The organism is Streptomyces sp. NPDC093225, assembly GCF_044753805.1.
Classification (GTDB): Bacteria; Actinomycetota; Actinomycetes; order Streptomycetales; family Streptomycetaceae; genus Streptomyces.
In genome coordinates this window covers 436,288-452,806 of the sequence record NZ_JBIVNX010000001.1, presented here as the reverse complement: position 1 = coordinate 452,806, position 16,519 = coordinate 436,288, and the positions used below count along the sequence as shown (strand labels likewise).

Annotated in this window: 15 protein-coding genes and 1 pseudogene; 7 read left to right on the top strand and 9 right to left on the bottom strand. The window is 72.3% G+C overall.

The genetic code is table 11. From position 1 onward, the window contains the following. Positions 1–37: 37 nt before the first annotated feature. Complete coding sequence (locus tag ACIQCH_RS01395) at positions 38–187, bottom strand: DUF4265 domain-containing protein (protein ID WP_402576684.1); 150 nt, start codon at positions 185–187, stop codon at positions 38–40. A 173-nt stretch (positions 188–360) separates the two neighbouring features. Then, on the bottom strand, positions 361–1,332 hold the full coding sequence (locus ACIQCH_RS01390) for a helix-turn-helix domain-containing protein (protein ID WP_402576682.1): 972 nt from the start codon (positions 1,330–1,332) through the stop codon (positions 361–363). A gap of 85 nt (positions 1,333–1,417) precedes the next feature. Here ACIQCH_RS01390 and ACIQCH_RS01385 point away from each other — a divergent pair, with 85 nt between their 5' ends. From ACIQCH_RS01385 to ACIQCH_RS01375, 3 genes are all read left to right on the top strand, one after another. Further along, the gene (locus tag ACIQCH_RS01385) at positions 1,418–2,467 is read left to right on the top strand and encodes an alpha/beta fold hydrolase (protein ID WP_402576680.1); all 1,050 of its coding nucleotides are present in this window, start codon (positions 1,418–1,420) and stop codon (positions 2,465–2,467) included. A gap of 341 nt (positions 2,468–2,808) precedes the next feature. Next, complete coding sequence (locus ACIQCH_RS01380) at positions 2,809–3,483, top strand: hypothetical protein (protein WP_402576678.1); 675 nt, start codon at positions 2,809–2,811, stop codon at positions 3,481–3,483. A 490-nt stretch (positions 3,484–3,973) separates the two neighbouring features. After that, positions 3,974–5,284, top strand: a complete 1,311-nt coding sequence (locus ACIQCH_RS01375) for an alpha/beta hydrolase family protein (RefSeq protein ID WP_402576676.1) — start codon at positions 3,974–3,976, stop codon at positions 5,282–5,284. A 57-nt stretch (positions 5,285–5,341) separates the two neighbouring features. Here ACIQCH_RS01375 and ACIQCH_RS01370 read toward each other — a convergent pair whose 3' ends face one another. After that, the gene (locus ACIQCH_RS01370) at positions 5,342–6,631 is read right to left on the bottom strand and encodes a M23 family metallopeptidase (RefSeq protein WP_402576674.1); all 1,290 of its coding nucleotides are present in this window, start codon (positions 6,629–6,631) and stop codon (positions 5,342–5,344) included. 847 nt (positions 6,632–7,478) lie between these two features. Here ACIQCH_RS01370 and ACIQCH_RS01365 point away from each other — a divergent pair. Beyond that, complete coding sequence (locus ACIQCH_RS01365) at positions 7,479–8,897, top strand: cellulase family glycosylhydrolase (protein WP_402576672.1); 1,419 nt, start codon at positions 7,479–7,481, stop codon at positions 8,895–8,897. A gap of 232 nt (positions 8,898–9,129) precedes the next feature. Here the strand turns inward: ACIQCH_RS01365 and bla are convergent, their stop codons facing one another. Further along, positions 9,130–10,083: a class A beta-lactamase gene (gene bla / locus ACIQCH_RS01360; RefSeq protein ID WP_402576670.1), complete on the bottom strand. Its 954-nt coding sequence runs from the start codon at positions 10,081–10,083 to the stop codon at positions 9,130–9,132. Between the two features lie 312 nt (positions 10,084–10,395). On the opposite strand from bla, the gene ACIQCH_RS01355 reads away from it, so the two are divergent. Then, a complete protein-coding gene (locus ACIQCH_RS01355) occupies positions 10,396–11,352 on the top strand; it encodes a class I SAM-dependent methyltransferase (protein WP_402576668.1) in 957 nt (318 codons plus the stop codon). Between the two features lie 213 nt (positions 11,353–11,565). On the opposite strand, the pseudogene ACIQCH_RS01350 reads toward ACIQCH_RS01355, so the two are convergent. Then, positions 11,566–12,009, bottom strand: a pseudogene (locus ACIQCH_RS01350) (SDR family oxidoreductase); the annotation flags it as partial. A gap of 156 nt (positions 12,010–12,165) precedes the next feature. Between ACIQCH_RS01350 and ACIQCH_RS01345 the strand changes: the two are divergent. Further along, entirely contained in the window at positions 12,166–12,744 is a 579-nt protein-coding gene (locus ACIQCH_RS01345) for a helix-turn-helix domain-containing protein (RefSeq protein ID WP_402576666.1), read from the top strand. Positions 12,745–12,842: 98 nt separating this feature from the next. Continuing rightward, positions 12,843–14,459, top strand: coding sequence for a phospholipase D family protein (locus ACIQCH_RS01340; RefSeq protein WP_402576664.1), 1,617 nt, complete (start codon positions 12,843–12,845; stop codon positions 14,457–14,459). Here the strand turns inward: ACIQCH_RS01340 and ACIQCH_RS01335 are convergent. The 4 genes from ACIQCH_RS01335 to ACIQCH_RS01320 all read right to left on the bottom strand — a co-directional run bounded on the left by ACIQCH_RS01335 (position 14,431) and on the right by ACIQCH_RS01320 (position 16,271). Continuing rightward, entirely contained in the window at positions 14,431–14,622 is a 192-nt protein-coding gene (locus tag ACIQCH_RS01335; RefSeq protein ID WP_402576662.1) for a hypothetical protein, read from the bottom strand. The two genes, ACIQCH_RS01340 and ACIQCH_RS01335, sit on opposite strands and share 29 nt — an antisense overlap. Before the next feature lie 31 nt (positions 14,623–14,653). Beyond that, entirely contained in the window at positions 14,654–15,025 is a 372-nt protein-coding gene (locus ACIQCH_RS01330; RefSeq protein ID WP_402576895.1) for a fic family toxin-antitoxin system, toxin component, read from the bottom strand. A 2-nt stretch (positions 15,026–15,027) separates the two neighbouring features. Beyond that, the gene (locus tag ACIQCH_RS01325; protein ID WP_402576660.1) at positions 15,028–15,294 is read right to left on the bottom strand and encodes a hypothetical protein; all 267 of its coding nucleotides are present in this window, start codon (positions 15,292–15,294) and stop codon (positions 15,028–15,030) included. A gap of 80 nt (positions 15,295–15,374) precedes the next feature. Then, positions 15,375–16,271 carry a YhjD/YihY/BrkB family envelope integrity protein gene (locus ACIQCH_RS01320; protein ID WP_402576658.1) on the bottom strand — a complete coding sequence of 299 codons (897 nt, stop codon included), beginning with the start codon at positions 16,269–16,271 and terminating at the stop codon, positions 15,375–15,377. Positions 16,272–16,519 lie beyond the last annotated feature (248 nt).

Sequence of the window (16,519 nt, the reverse complement as noted above, 5' to 3'; positions counted from 1 at the left end):
ACGAGGCGGTCGATCAGCCGGCCGCTGTCGGTCACTATCAAACTCTACGGATTCCGGTCCAGGCGCTCCAGAAGGCCTCGGTCCCGCTGCCGACCTCGAAATGCCACCAGCCTTCGTCCTGCCCGCGGGTCAACAACTCCTTGAGCGCGCCGAAGTCCGTGCTGGCCGGCACGTCGAACGCCACCATCGGGAACTCGGTGGGCAGCCCAGTCCTCGGTGGTCACCACGTGGTCCGCTCGGTTCTCGACGCGGCTTCCCGCAGGTGGATGACGAGGTCGGCGACGGGCACCACACGCAGCGACAGGGCTCGGACACCTGGCCGCCGGCCGTGGCGCGGTCAATGCACCTGGGGCTCGTGACTCAGTTCCCGGCGCGGACGTCCGGCAGCAGTTCCGCCACCGGCGTCCGGGTGTGGCGCACCGACCTGCCCGTTCGGGTCGTCGTCAGGAGCCCGGCCGCCCGTAGTGCCGCCGCGTGTTCGGAGGCGGTCGCGTTGCTCACCCGCAGGGCCCGGGCCAGCTCCGTGGTCGTGCGTGGCTCCTCGAGCAGGCGCAGGAGGTCCGCCCGGGTGCGGCCCAGGGCTGCCGCCAGGGGCTCGTCGGGCCCGTCCGCGGCGTCCGGTACGGGTGGGAGGCCGGGGCCCACCGGGAGGGTGAGGACCACGGGGCGGGCCGGGACGTCCTGGACGAGCGGGCCCGAGGAATGGTGGAGGCTCGGCAGCAGGACGAGGCCGCGGCCGGCCGGGTGGACCTCGCGTTCGGCGGCGGACGGCCACTCCCAGAGGGCGCCGTCGAGGCGGCTGCCCGGCGCCAGGGACGTGAGCGCGGCGGCCAGGCCGTGCTCGGCGACGGTCAGGGCGTGCCGGGCGAAGGCCTCGCGGTGCAGGTCCTGGACCCGCGGCCACACCGGTGCCAGCACCGCCTCGTACGCGGCCCGCTGGGCCCGGCGTACCGTCTGCCAGGACGCCGCCTCGCCCGCGTGCAGCCCGCGGATCCAGCGTGGGGCCGGGCGCCCCGCCCCGTACACCCGCTCCAGCTCGGCGCGGACGTGCTCCGGGCGGGTCGTGCGGATCCGCTCGAAGGCCTCCTCCAGGGTCTCGCCGAGCACGTCGAGGAAGGCCGGCGGCCGCCCGCCCGGCACCAGATCGGAGAGCGGGTTCGCGGCGGCCGGCAGGCTGCGCAGGACCCGGGCGCGCCAGCGACCGACGAGCGGGAGGTTCGGGCCGGGCGCGACGGCGGTCGTCAGGGCCGCGTGGAGCTCCTGGAGCGGGGCCGGGCGGGGCGGGAAGCGCACCCGCGCGAGATCGTCCGCCGTGAGGTGGATCCGCAGCACCTTTACAACTCCCTGCTCTTCGCCAGCCTTTCGGGCTGGGCCTGAACCTTCGCGGACCGACCCGGTGCGCCCCCAGGATGCTCGCATGACCTCCCGACGCACCCTCCTCAAAGGCGCCCTGGCCGTGCCGCTCGCCCCCGTCGCAGCCCGCTCGCCGGCCCTCGAGGCGCTCTCGCTGCCCGCGCCGACCGGCCCGTACCCCGTAGGCCTGCGCACCGTCCACCTCACCGACCCGGCCCGTGCCGACCCGTGGGTGGGCGGGGCGCGCGAGGTCATGCTCACCGTCCTGTACCCGGCCGCCGGGGTGCGCGGCTGCCCGCGGGCTACGCAACTGACCCCGGCCGAGGCACGCAAGTTCGCCGAGCTGGCCCCGAGGATCCACCCGGGTCTCCCGTCGGAGGGCACGGTGGACTGGGGCGCCGTCCGCACCCACGGGCGTATCGGCGCACCCCCACTGCCGGGGCGGCGGCCGGTGCTCCTCTACAGCCCGGGCGGCGGGGACTGCCGCGCCCTCGGCAGCAGCCTGGCCGAGGACCTGGCGAGCCACGGCCGGACCGTGGTCCTCGTCGACCACCCCGGGGACGCCAGTCAGGTGGAACTGCCGACCGGGCTGCGCACCACCGTCCTCATGGGGCCGCCGGACCCGGCGACGTTCCGCACCATGATCGACACCCGGGTGGCCGACCTCCGCCTCGTCCTCGACCGACTCCCCCGCTTGCTGCCGGAGGCCTCCGGCATCGGGATCTACGGGCATTCCGCCGGGGGCACCGCCGCCGTGTACGCCGCCGTCCGTGCCTCCCGGGTCAAGGCCGTCGCCAACCTGGAGGGCTATCTCGACGTCGCGGCCGTGCCCGACACCGGCCGGCCGCTCCTGCTCTTCCGCACCGACGGCTTCTCCGCGGGCGCCGACCGGATCGACAGCTCGTGGAGGGGAGTTCCGGGGGAACGGGCGGTGCTCCGGGACGCCAACCACTGGGCCTTCACCGACTACGCGGCCCTGGTGCCCCACCTGGCCGCCACCGGCCTGGTCACGGCCGAGGCGCGGGCCGCGCTGGTGGGCTCCGGCGACCCGACCTGCACGATCGCTGCGGTACGACGCCGGCTGGACCGCTTCTTCGCCCGCCACCTGCCGTAGGCCGTCGGTTGCGAATCCTGGCCGGACCCGCGGGTGGAGAAGCGGGTGGAGTTGCCGTCCGTGTTCCGGTGGGGCCCGTGCCCCGGCTTCGCGAGGCCGCGTGGGCCGGGCGGCGCGGCCGCGCCCGGAGCGGTGCGGGCGACCGGATTGTTTCGTGGTCGGGGAGGGGCAGCGCAACAATCCGCCGGCCACGGAGCGTGGGTCTCGGCCGGACATCGGCCGGGCCGTGTTCGGAGAGCGCGGCCCCGTCCAAGGGGAGGACCTGGATGAAACAGGAAGAGAGTCGGACGGCCGGTCGGCAGCGGGGGGCCTCGGGCGCTACGCCGCGCGGGATCCGAGGGGTGTCACGAGCCGTCGGCGTGGCGGCCCTGGCCGCCCTGACGCTGCTGGCGACGTCGACCGCGGCGCAGGCCCACTATGTGTACGAGAAGGAGCTCACCTACTACGAGGACCCGGAGCTGTCGGAGACCCCCGTGTGCACCGAGGGGCGGTCCGAGGTGAGCCACGGCAACGGCGGCGGATTCTCGAAGTCGACGGTGTACTCGCACACGAAGGACTTCGACCACCTGATCCGCTGCGGCTGGGACCGGTACGTCCCGGCGGGCTGGATCGGCTCGCTGGAGACCATCTGGAAGTGGACCGGCACCGAGTGGGCGGTCTGCTTCGACACCGGCTGGCGGTTCAACACCGCCACCCAGTGGAAGACGGACTTCTCGCGGTACTGGAACGTCCCGTGCGGACCCGGCTTCTACGGCGTCACCGCGAACGGGTACGTGTGGGACGAGGAGTGGGACGAGTGGCGTGGGGGGAGCGTGTGGTCGGGCTACCACGAACTGGCGGGTGACGGGTTCGCCGCGTCGGCCTCCCGGGCGCCCAAGGCTCCGCCCTGGGTGAAGAACGGCGTGGTCGACGTGTCCAAGGTCCCGGCCCTCGTCGCGTCCACCACGCCCGACGGCAGCCGGACGGCCCACTCGGTCTTCGCTCCGCCGCCCAACCGCCCCGCTGCCCGGCGCTGATCCGCATCGGCCGCGCCCCCCTCGCCTTGCCGGCGTGAGCGGGTCGGTCTACCCGACCGACCACGGCTGGACGTGGAGTGCGGGCGCGGACCGGATCAGGGGCAGGGCGAGAGTGAGCCGCAGGGCCCTCACCCGGAAGGTGAGGGCCCTGTGTCGTACACGGTGCGCGCCGGGTGCGGCAGTTCACCACCCTCACGGAGTCGCAGCGGAGGCTCGCCGCGGCCTCCGGCGGCGCAGTGCACCTGTGGGACGCCTACAGCCTGCGCGACCAGAGCGGTCGGCCGGTCGACGACTACACCGGCGACGTCCAAGCGCTGCGGTTCTCCCGGACGGCACCCTCCTCCCGACTGCTGTCACCCTCAGCGACACGTAGGTCGGTCACGCGAACGGGGGTTGGCACGACGGGGACTCGGGGGGTTGCACCAGTGCGCCGGAGTGGCAAGAGCGTGAAGCTGAACCTGCCTTGCCGGAAGCATGTTTGGAGGAACCAGTGGTCATCGTCCCCTCACCGTCCTCGCGCGGCGCAATGCGGTACCGCGGCGGCCTCCGGGCAGTCGGGGCAGCCCTCTGCTGCAGTCTGGTACTGGCTGCGCCGTCCGTCGCCACCGCCACCGCCGCCACTGCGCCTGCCGCCCACGCACAGACGCAGGCACAGCACGGGGAGCACGGCCGCGGCACACTGGTCTCCGCCGAGAAGATCTACACGCTCGCGACACCGCAGGACGTGGCCGCCGAGCTGAGAGCGGTCGGGTTCGAAGACGACACCGTCCGGCACGGCGTCGTCGCGTACCGGCTGGTGTACCGGACCGTCGATCCGCACGGACGGCCCACCACGGCGAGCGGACTGTTCGTGCTGCCGCTCAACGGCGTGAAACGGCTGCACGCGGTGTCCTTCGCGCACGGCACCGGCAGCCACAAGGACGACTCCCCGTCCATGCAGCGCCGTGCCTTCGTGTCGGCGCCGGTGATCGCGCATGCGTCGGCGGGCGCCGCGGGGGTCGCGCCCGACTATCTGGGGATGGGCAAGGGACCCGGTCTGCACCCCTGGATGGACATCGGCTCCGAGACCACGGCATCGCTGGACATGCTGCGGGCGGCCCGCGCCTTCGCGCCCCGCACCGGACACGTACTGGCGCGGAAGGTCATGGTCACGGGGTTCTCGCAGGGCGCGTCGGCGGCGCTCGGGCTCGGCCGGGCTCTTCAGACGGGTGAGGACCCCTGGTTCAGGCTCGGTGCGCTGGCACCGGTCAGCGGCGCGTACGACTTCGGTGGCACGGAGCTGCCCGCCTTGCTCGAGGGCAGGCTGGCACCCAAGCCGAGTGTGGTGTACGCCGCCTACACCCTGGTGGCCTTCCAACGGCTCCACCACGTCTACGACACCCCTGGCGAGGTCTTCCGAGCCCCGTACGACACCACCGTCGAGGCGCTCTTCGACGGTGCGCACACCGGGGAACAGCTGATGCGGGGCACGCCAGGCACTCTCGATGAGCTGCTGACGGAACACGGCCGCGAGCTGCTCGCGCATCCGACGGGGCCGCTGGCGGCCGCGCTGCGCACAACCGATGCCGTATGCACCGACTGGGCGCCCCGGGCCCCGGTCCGCCTCTATGCGGCGCGTGGGGACGAGCAGGCCGTCACCGCGAACACGGAGCACTGCCAGGCGGCTCTGATCAGGAACGGCGTGGACGCCCCGGTCGTAGATCTCGGCGCCGTCGACTACCGCGGATCTCGCCACCTGGGCTCCAATGTCGCGGCTACGTCGGCGATCGTGCGCTGGTTCGCTGCGGTGCGCCGGCGGTGAGCACGACGTGATGCCGTGGCGGGCGAGGTCCGGCCCGAAGTCAGGCCCAGCGCGTCCTCACGAATCCGGGAAGTCGACGACGGCCAGGACGAGAGGCAGTTCGTCGGTGCGGGACTGTGGCTCGGGCAGCCTGCCCTGCAGGAAGGTGCCGCTCAGGTAGTCGTCGGTGGCCAGCCAGACCGGGTAGGGGATCTGGCCCTGGTAGGTGAAGCGGTCGATGACGTAGGGGACGGCGTCGGCCTCCAGCAGTGACGGGTCGTCCATCAGCTGGAAGTGCAGGTGAGGGGCGTTGGAATTGCCGGTGTTGCCCAGATCCGCGATCTTCTGGCCCTTCTTGACCTTGTCCCCCGGCTTGACCAGCAGACTGCCTTTGATCAGGTGCGCGTACATGGCCCAGACGCCACCGCCGAGGTCCTGGATGACGTGGTTGCCGTCCACGTTCTGGACGGTGAGCTTCGGGCCGAGGACGGGGTCGTTGGCGGGCAGGATGCCGGGGGTGCCTGCCTCGACCGTGTCGAGCGTCGAACTCACGGTGCCGTCGGCGACCGCGTACACCGCTTCGCCGTAGTCGGCGTAGCTCTCGTTCTTCGTCTTGTCACCGTTGTAGAACTTGCCCTCGTCGGTGAGTTTCATCCAGTCGATGGCGAAGCGCTGGGAGTTGGCCAGCTTGCCGTTCACCGAGTTGAGCGCGGGGCGGTGCGCCCCGCCGGTGCCGCAGCAGCCGTTCGCGGCGACCCAGTCGTCCCCTCTGAGCGGGGGCGCGATGACCCGCGGCGTGCCGGAGGAGATGTCGAACGGCGCGGCGAGGTAGCTGATCGGACTCGGCTTGGTGGCCGGGGGCGCGGCCTGCCCGGTGAGGAACAGCCGGTGCATGACCTCGGCCGGCGCCTGGTCCAGCGAGTCGAAGGTCAGGTCCACCATCAGGGCTCGGGACTGGCCGGGGGCCATGACGGTGTCGGTGGCGTTCGACGAGGGCAGCACCCGCAGCAGGTTGCAGGCTCCGTACGTGCAGTCGGGATCGACCAGTTGGCGGCTGGAGAGGGTGGCGACGACGGTGTCGGGGTGTTCGGCGTCGACCACCTGCACCTTGGTGAGCGTGGCCGGCAGCCGCGAGGCGTTGGTCAACTGCAGGTCGTAGGAGACGTGGTACTTCCGGTCGCTGCCCAGCCAGGGGAACGTCGGACTGCTGATCGGTGTCACGACCACGGGGCTGAAGCTGTCCGGCACGGTCACGGCGGTCCGTGCGCCGGCGGGCGCGGCCTGTCCGCCAGGGTGCGAGGAGGCTCCCTGTGCGGACGCACTCCCCGCGACGAGCAGCACCGCGACGAGCGTCGCGGACAGCGTCATCGGGCCCGTCCGGCGCCGTCCCGGGTGCGACCGCCTCCGTCGTCCCGGGCGTGCTGCTCGCGACGGCAACCGCTTGGTGATCCCGTTCGAGTCCGGACGGGAGCGTTGAATGCTCATCACTCCACCTCGCATGGCCAGGTGTCCTGATCCATCGGCACCCGTCGCGAAGCGACAGGTGCCGTCCGGCAGGCTTGGACGGGAGCTGGCGGGCTTGGACCGGAGCCACGGTGTGAGAGGGCGTCGGCCCAATCGAATGGCTGGAGCGTTCGCCGGGGGCCGACGCCGCCGTCCAGAACGGCTGGGCACCGCGTCGGCGAGCTGCTGGGGCGGTTCCGGGCGGAAGGTGCGGGCTCGGGTTCGATCGGACTTGAGCGTGTCGGGGAATCCCCGCACCGCCGCGCTGTTGAAGGCCTGACCAATTCTCTCAATCCTGGCACGACCACGATAGTGGTGCCAGCCGTGCGGATCTCATGCGGAAAACTGCTGTTCACGGCCGCGGAAGGTGCCGGAGCCCTTCCTGCACCCTGCGATACCGGCCTTGGACCGGCGGAACGGCTGGGGCATGGCACGGGCGGGGGCCTGGCGCCGGGCCGACGCACACGGGATCGGAGAGGGGCCCGCGCCAGCTTGCCCATCCGTCCTCGACGCGAGGCAGCTGTCGAGGGGTCTCCCGGCGGAAGCTGATGGATTCGTTCAGCCACCGCCTCGGTCCTCGGCGACGGCCGTCCTCGATGCAGGGTGTCTGGTCAACTCCTGCGGAATGATGGGAACTTGAGTCACTCATCAGTAACATCCGACCGGCCGGCAGCCCTCCGTCCGAGAAGCCACCCCTGAAAGGGTCTCCTGCATGGTCCGGACCTCCCGCTTCGCCCCCGTCGCCCTCGCCGTGGCAGCCCTCCTGCTCGGCGTCCTGCCCGCGCAGGCCCAGGCCCGTCCCAACCGTACCCCCGACCGCGTCACGGTCGGTGACCGTACCTTCATCACCGACGACCGCGGTCGCGCACTGCAGTGGCGCGGGTTCAACCTCGCCGACAAGAGCAGTCGAGGTGCCGACGCGTTCGCCGACATCCGCGAGAGCGACCTCAGAGACATGGCGGCGCGGGGGTTCAACCTCGCACGCCTGGCGTTCTTCTGGGACGACCTCGAGCCCACCCGCGGGCACTACGACCGCGGTTACCTCGCCAAGATGCGTCGCATCCTCGACTGGGCCGAGCGCTACCACGTCAAGGTCGTCCTGGACGCCCACCAGGACGTGTACGGGCCCCACTTCGGCTCGCGCGGCGTTCCCGACTGGGCCACCCGGGACGAGGGGCTGCCGTTCTGGCCGATCCCCGACGACTGGTTCTCCGAGTACTTCGAGCCGTCCGTACAAGCCGCCTTCGACCACCTGCACAAGGACGCCGACCTGCGTGCCGCGCACGCCCGCATGTGGGTGACGGTCGCCTCCGCCCTGGGCGGGCACCCGGCGCTGCTCGGCTACGACCTGATGAACGAACCGTTCGCCAGGTTCCTCGAGGGCGAGGACCTCCCTGCCGCCGCGGCCCGCTTCGAGGCCGGCGAGCTCACCGAGATGTGGAACCGACTCGCCCACGCGATCCGCCTGGTCGACCGCACGTCGTGGGTGTTCGTCGAACCGACCGTCATCGTCGGTCTCGGCGTCCCCACCCGACTGGGGCACATCGACGACCCGCACGCCGGGTACGCGCCGCACTTCTACGAGACCGCGATGGAAACCGGCTCCGACTACGACCCCGACGGGACCTTCATCCCCGCCTACGAGGCCGCGATCAGCGACTATCCGACCCGCAACCGCATGCCGGTGATCGTCGGGGAGTGGGGCGGCAACCCCTACGTTCCGCACGCGAGCCAGTTCGTCACCGACATGACGGCCTCCTTGGACCGGTTCTCCAGCGGCTGGACGTGGTGGCAGTGGTGCCGGGGCGGCGGCTACTGCTTCCTCGACCAGACGGGCGCGGCGAAGCCCAGCGCCCGGCTGCTCGCCCAGCCCTACGCGCGGGCCGTCGCGGGTGACCCGCTGAGCTTCACGTACGACCCCGCCGCTCACACCTACCTGCTCACCTTCCGCACGCGCGACGACGTCCGGGGACCCACCCAGATCACCGTGCCCGAGGACGCCTATCCGAACGGCTACCGCGTCACGGTCCGGGGCGGCGACGCCAGATGGGACGGCCGTGGCCGGACCGTCACCGTGAACACCCGCGGGAGGGCCGGAACCACGTACAAGGTCACGATCGGCCCGAGGTAGCCCACCGGAGGAGGGTGCTCGGCCCGCCCGCGCGTCATCTCCGGGCGGGCGGGCCGAGGCCCGGCCGTCTCGGGGGTGGGTGACCGGCGGAGGCCAGGGCTGGGGATCTCCGCCGTGGCGATCAGTCGACCGCCGACCCGCGCGTCACCGGCTGCCGTTCACGGCGCGCCGCCGCGACGTCACCGTCGAAGGCTCGCCCTGGGCGCTGGTCCCTGGCCTCCGGTCGGCCGGTTCACCCGGCCGCGTGGCCGGGTGAGGTGGTGAACACCTCGGCCAGTGCGGTCGCGGCCTGGGCCACGAGGTCGTCATCCGCCCCCGCGTCCTTCTCGGGCTTCGTCGTCAGGACCGCCAGGACCAGCGGTGCCCCGTCCGGACGCCACGCGACGCCTACGTCGTTGTTCGTGCCGTAGGAGCCGCCGCCCGTCTTGTCGCCCAGGCGCCATTCGGTGGGCAGCCCCTTGCGGAAGCGCTCGTCGCTCGTCGTGTTCGCGCACAGCCATTCGGCCAGCAGCTCCCGGTCCGGGCGGTCGAGGGCGTTGCCGAGGACCAGTCGGGCGTACGTACGGGCGATGGCCCGCGGGGTGGTGACGTCGGTGACGCGGTCCGGTTCGGCGCTGTTCAGGTCGGGCTCCCACCGGTCCAGGCGGGTCACCCGGTCGCCGAGGGAGCGGGCGAAGCGGGTGACTGCGGCCGGGCCGCCGAGTTCACGCAGCAGCAGGTTGGCAGCGGTGTTGTCGCTGTAGGTGATGCCGGCCCGGCACAGTTCGCCGATCGTCAGACCGTTCGCGAGGTTTTCGGCCCGCTCGGTCCACTTGGAATAGCCGGACCGGTTGATGTCCTCCTGGGTGTAGTGGATGCGGCGGGCGAGGATCGAGCCGTCGTGATCGAGATCGCGCAGTACCGCGGCGGCGGCCAGCGTCTTGAACAGCGAGCACATGGGGAAGAGCTCGTCCGCCCGGTGGGTGACGGCCCGTCCGGTGCCCGTGTCGAGGGCGTACACCCCGAGGCGCGCGCCGTGCTCGCGTTCGAGTGCGGCCAGGACCCGCGAGGGTCGGTGACCGGCCGGGCCCGCAGCCCGCGCCGCGGGCCCGGTTGCGGCCGACCCGGAGGAGGCGGCGGTGATCACGGCGCCGGCTCCGGCTCCGAGCGCGGCCAGAACGGTACGGCGGGCAGGACGCATGGGCATGGGTCTCCTTCGGTAGGCAACCGTTGTTGATCATGACGCAGGGCGTGGATACGACGGTTCCGCGACGATTGCGCCCGCTTCTCTCGCTTTCCGTACGGTTGCGTCCTCCCGAGCCCTCCCCCCAGGGCCCACCGGGCGCCCACGGTCGCGGCCAGAGCACCGGCGGACGCGGAGCCGAGCGCGACGGCGCCCGGAGCCGTGTGGTGTACCGACGGGCGCCGCTGTGCAGCCGGCGGCCGTTCGCCGTACCGTCACCTGCAGCTCGTACTCTCGCCGGATCGACCACCCCCTCGCTCCTGGGATGTCCACCCCATGACCGCACCGCTTGCACGGCCCGAGGAACCCCTGAGCCTCCCTGCGCCCACGCGTTTGGACGAGGTGAAGGGATGGTTCTGGCCGGCAGACCAGATCCTCTTCGACTGGTTCCTGAGCCGCCAGAACACCAGCCCGTCCGGCGGCGGGGACCTCCTGGAACTCGGCGCCTACATGGGCAAGAGCGCCATCTTCCTCGGCGGGTACCTCAAGGAGGGAGAGGAGTTCACGGTCTGCGACCTCTTCGACTCCCCGGCCGAGGACGCCAGCAACGACGGCGAGATGCGACGCTCGTACGCCACCTTGACGCGCCGGGCGTTCGAGGCCAACTACCGGGCGTTCCACGACGAGTTGCCAACGGTGGTGCAGGCAGTGACGGCAGTACTGCCCGACCGCGTGCGACCCGCCTCCTGCCGCTTCGTTCACGTCGACGCCTCGCACCTGTACGCGCACGTGCGCACGGACGTGGAAACCTCGCGGCTCCTGGCAGCCCCCGGAGCAGTGGTCGTCTTCGATGACTTCAGAGCGGAGCACTGCCCGGGCGTCGCAGCGGCCGTCTGGGGAGCCGTGGACGCGCGGCGCCTGCACGTCCTGTGCATCACCCAGCACAAGATGTACGCGACGTGGGACGACCCCGAGCCGCTGCGCACGGAACTGGCCGCGTTCCTGACCGCCCGCGAGGACCTGTGGCACGGGGTGGAAGAGGTGGCCGGCGCACCCCTGATCCGGATCACCGGCCGCAAGGCGGTCCCCCCACCGCACCCGCGCTCCCGCTACGAAACGACCTCCCCCGGCCCCGGCCCGGCCCCGGCCCCGGCCCCGGCCCCGGAACAGGCTCCCGGCCCCGCGGCCGTACCGTCAGGGAACACGCCGACCCGGCGCGGCCGACTGACCCGCCGCCTGGGCAAGCGCCTCCTCCCCCCGGCTCTGGCCCGCACCCTGCGCCACTGGCGGTAGGCATCCGTACCGCCGCTGGAGGCGATCACGCCCGACCCGGAGCGGCGGGAGACTGCGCTCGGGCCTGTGCCGTCAAGTTGACCGGCAAGTAACCCTGATCGGAATCTCAGGTACCGGACAGCATTCACAGCGCTCGTCCACATCGCGCAGGGACGGTGTCGAGGGGACGGACGGCGCCCGGGACGCGAACGGTCCCGGGCGCCGTCCGAAGGCTCAGCGCGTGGTGTAGCCGCCGTTGGCGAAGAGGGTCTGGCCAGTGATCCACCAACCCTCGGTGGCCAGGAAGGTGACGATCGGCGCGATGTCCTCGATCTTCGTCAGCCGGCCGCCCATCGCCTGGGACTTGTGGAAGGCGACCCGCTCCGGGGTCTCCTGGCCGTAGAAGAACGGGGTGTCCATCGGGCCCGGCGCGATGTTGTTGACCGAGATGCCGCGGGCGGCGAACTCCTTGGCCGCGGCCCGGGTGTAGTGCTCGACGGGTGCCTTGGCGCCGGCGTAGGTGGAGTAGCCGTCGGTGAAGGCCGCCAGCAGGGAGGTCACGATGGTGATGACCTTGCCGCCGTCGTTCAGCCGCTTGCCCGCCTCGCGGATGAAGAAGTACGCGGCCTTGGCGTTCACCGCGTGCATCACGTCGTATTCGGCCTCGGCGTCGGGGGTGTCGCGGCACGTCGTGGTGGTGCACACCGGCAGCTCGGCCGACCTCAGCTGGACCGCCGACGGTCGCCCCGGCGCGAGCGCTTCCACCGCGGCCAGGCGCTGGTCAACCCGGCCGGCTGGGCTTCCCGGCCGTGCTGGGAGCAGGACGCCGAGCTGATGCTGGTCGCCCTCGAACCGGCCTGGCTGGAGAAGCTCGCCACCGAGAGCGACCTGCCCGGCCCGCTGCAGCTGGCCCCGCGCTACCACCTGACCGACCCGTTCCTGGGCATGCTGGTCGAGCGCCTGGTCGCCGAGTACGAGGGCCCACGGCCCGCCGATCCGCTGTACGCCCAGTCGATGCTGCAGGCGCTCGCGGCCCACCTGATCCGCACCGCCGCGACGCGCGGCCCGCGCCTGCCCGAGCGCGAGGGCGGGCTCACGCCCAAGAGGCTGAACCGGGTCGTCGACCACATGAACGGCTACCTGGACGGCCGGCTCTCGCTGACCGAACTCGCCGCCGTGGCGGGTGTCAGCCCCTCGCACTTCACCCGGGCCTTCCGCGCGTCCACCGGCCGGTCCCCGCACCAGTACCTGGTCGGGCTGCGCCTGGAACGCGCGCGCCGCGCCCTGCTCACCACGGACGCTCCGATCGCCACGATCGCCCAGCTGTGCGGCTTCGCCGACCAGAGCCACCTGACCCGCACCATGCGTCTGCACACCGGCCTCACTCCTGCAGGGATCCGCGCGGGCCGGTAGCCCTGGCGGGCGGGACGCGGCCGTGTCGCGAGCACGTGGTGGCGTGCGCCCGTGTCGGGATCGTGCCGAGGGGTATCCGCCTGTTCGGAGGCTGCACCGTGGAGTACGGCGACTGGATGCTCACCGTCCGTGAGCGGGGCAACGGCTCGACCCGGCTGGACGGACGTCACCCCGACGGCGCCGCGTGGACCCGCGGCAACGACGTGCGGCCGCTGGTGCACGGGGCGACGTACTTCGCCGAGCTGCTCCGGTCGGTCCGCGCGCAGCGCGCGGGGGACCTGCTGATGTTCACCGACTGGCGCGGCGACCCGGACGAGCGGCTCGACGGCCCGGGGACGGAGATCGGTACGGTCCTCGGCGAGGCAGCGTCCAGGGGGGTCATCGTCAAGGGGCTCGTCTGGCGTTCCCACCTGGACGGGTTCCAGTTCAGCGAGAGCGAGAACCGCCACCTCGAGGAGGAACTCGAGGAGGCCGGCGCGGAGTGCCTCCTCGACATGCGGGTGCGCCCCGGCGGCTCCCACCACCAGAAGCTCGTCGTGCTGCGCCACCCCGGCCGTCCAGAGAGGGACGTGGCCTACGTCGGCGGCATCGACCTGTGCCACGGCCGCAACGACGACGTGTCACACGTTGGCGACCCCCAGGCCCTGCCCTTCGCATCGGCCTACGGGCACAGGCCCCCCTGGCACGACGTGCAGCTCGCGCTCCGCGGTCCCGCGGTCGGCGACGTCGAGGCCGGCTTCCGCGAGCGCTGGGATGATCCGTCGCCCCTCAGCCGCAGCCCCCTGGTCCGCCTCCGCGAACTGGTGAGCCACGAGGACACCGACGCGGACGCCGTCCCCCCGCAGTTGCCCGACCCCCCTGCCTGCGGAAGCCACACGGTGCAGGTGCTGCGCACCTACCCCAACCGGCTGCTTCGCGGGTACCCGTTCGCCCCCGACGGCGAGCGCAGCATCGCGCGCGGCTACCTCAAGGCACTCCGCAGGGCTCGGGCGCTCGTCTACGTGGAGGACCAGTACCTCTGGTCCCCGAACGTCGTGGAGTCCTTCGCCCGGGCGCTGCGCGACCGTCCGGAGCTGCGCATGGTCGTCGTCATCCCCAGCTTCCCCGAGCAGGACGGGCGGCTCACGCTGCCGATGAACCTGGTCGGTCGCATTTCGGCGCTCGAGCGGCTGCGCCGTGCCGGGGGCGACCGGCTGGCGGTGTACGGGTTGGAGAACCACGCCGGGACACCTGTGTACGTGCACGCCAAGGTATGCGTGATCGACGACGTGTGGGCCGCGGTGGGCTCGGACAACGTCAACCTGCGCTCCTGGACGCACGATTCCGAGCTCAGCTGCCTGGTGCTGGACGAGAGCGCCGACGGGCGGCCGCCCACCGATCCGGGCGGACTCGGGGACGGCGCCCGCCGGTTCGCGCGGGACCTGCGGCTCAAACTCTCCTGCGAGCACGTGGACGCCGGCGCCGCGGACGCGCCGTACACGCCGAACGAGCTGTGCGACCCGGTGAAGGCCTTCGACGCCTTCGCGGCGTGCGCCCGTGCGCTGGACGCCTGGCACGAGGGCGGAGGCCGCGGCCCCCGGCCGCCGGGCCGCCTGCGCACCTACCGTCCGCCGGACATGTCGACGCCCGTACGCACCGCCGTCATGCCGCTGTACCGCCTCCTCGTCGATCCGGACGGGCGCCCGATCAGGTTCCGCAGGCACAACGCGTTCTGATGGTGCGTCGGTCTTGGACCACCCCTTCGCGCTCCTGGCTCCACCTTGCCCCGACCAGGTCGGGGTCCTTGGGCAGCAGCCACTTGTCGGGGGTGCCGAGGTAGTGGTTGACGTAGTGCCAGGCGCCCGTGAGGCCCTTGACGTCGTCCGTCGACCACGCCACCTTCCGGCACGCCCGGCCGCGGCCTGTGCTCCTACTTCGCCCAGGACCTCAGGAGCTCGGCGATCCGGCCGACCGTCGTGCGCGGGTCGTACAGCTCGCGGGCGAGGACCGTGAGCTGGTCGCGGCCGGGGTCGGCGGGTATGCCGCTGGCGGCCAGGTACATCGCGGCGGTCGCGCAGGCGACGGCGAGGTTGGAGCGCTCCAGCCAGCGCAGGCGGCCCAGGGTGTGGACGAGGGCGGCGGCGCGGGCGTACGGGTCGTCGTACACGGGGTGTTCGAGGAGTTCGGCGCGGTGGCGGGCGACCGCGGCCAAGGGCACGCCGAGGTCCTCGGGGGCGGGGTCGCGGCGGCCGGCGCGTTCGGCGACTTCGAGGATCCAGGTCAGGTCGACGTGCAGGGACATGCTCACGCAGCAGCGCCCCGGCCGTCGCGCGGAGCGGGGGCGTGCTGGGCGTCGAGCCGGGCTTCGAGGTCCTCCAGGAAGGCGCCGTGGACGTCGAGGAGGTGCTGGGCGGCGGCCATGCCCGCGGCTCGGGCGCCGGTGGTGTCCTCGGTGATCAGGCGCTGGACGTACTGGTTGAAGTCCAGACCGCGAGCGGCGGCCGCGTCCTTCCCGGCGGCCAGGACGTCGGGCTCCAGGCGGAGTTGGGTCTGCTTCTTCGCGCTGCTCATACCGGGAAAGGTAGCAGGGTGGTAGCAGCCGGGACATCCACTGCCGGCCGGTGACTTCCCCCGACCACGACGGCCGCCCGTCAGCGCCTTCTCGTCAGACGGGCCAGGAAGGTCTGGCCGCGGGTGGCGTGCCAGCGTGCTCGCGTCTGGAGCAGGAGGGTCTCCCATTCCCGGCGGACCTCGTGCTCGGGCGGGCGCTCGCCACGGCCGATCCTGGCGAGTTCGTCGTGGACTTCCCGCCCGAGGGCGGCTGAGGCGACGGTGGTGACCATGGCTCCGAAGAGGCCGGAGAGCATGGCGAAGACGGCTCCGACGGCGCCGTAGCGGTCTGTGTAGGAGTTGAACAGGCGGGGCAAATAGGCGGTCATGGCCATCGAGTAGCCGGCCAGCAGGACCGCTCCGATGCATGCGAAGGGTACGAGGTCGCGCGTGGTGATCCGGCGGGCGGACAGGACCCGGCCGCTCGAGATGAGGAAGGCCGCTGTCAGCGGTGCGACCACGACGGAGGCTGCCAGGGCCAGGGGCCTGCGGCCGAGGGCCGCGTGGACCCAGCCGCTCAGTGCGACGTACACGGCCAACAACATGATCCACTTCAGGTCGTTGACCGTGTTACGGATGCTCAGCGGGCTCAGCTGCCAGCCCTGTTCGAAGAGCCGCTGGGAGGCACGCGCGAAACTCAGCACGGAGATCAGGAGGAAGGCGGCCCCGAAGATCCCCAACGGGGTCGAGTCGCCGGCGGCGGACAGGACGTCACGCACGGCCTCGGCGCCGTCCCCCGTCAGGCCGTACCGGGCGATGACGCCGTCGGCGACGTCCTTGCCGCCCAGATGTGTCGCCAGGGCGCCGAGGAGGATGGCCAAGGGCACCAGGGCCGTCAGCGCGGAGGAGGCCAGGGCCATCGAGCGGTCGAAGCCGACGAGCCGCTGGAAGCGGTTGAGCACGCGCAGCGCGAAGGCAGGGCGGAACCAGAAGGTCACCGCCCTCAGGATGGTCTGGCGATCGACGGGTGCCGTTGTGGCCTCCGAACGTGCGTGGTGAGATGCCACCGAAGGAATGCGGACCGGCTCGGGCGGTGCCCTCACCAGGCCTTCTCGTCATGAGGGCGGAATCGCCGCCGCCGTGGTCTCGGCGCGGCGGGTCCGGGCCTCCCCCGGCGACCGCTCGGGTGAGGGCCTGCTGCCCCCGGCGGGCGGCGACCTCGGCGTGCACGGCCTGCAGGACCCGC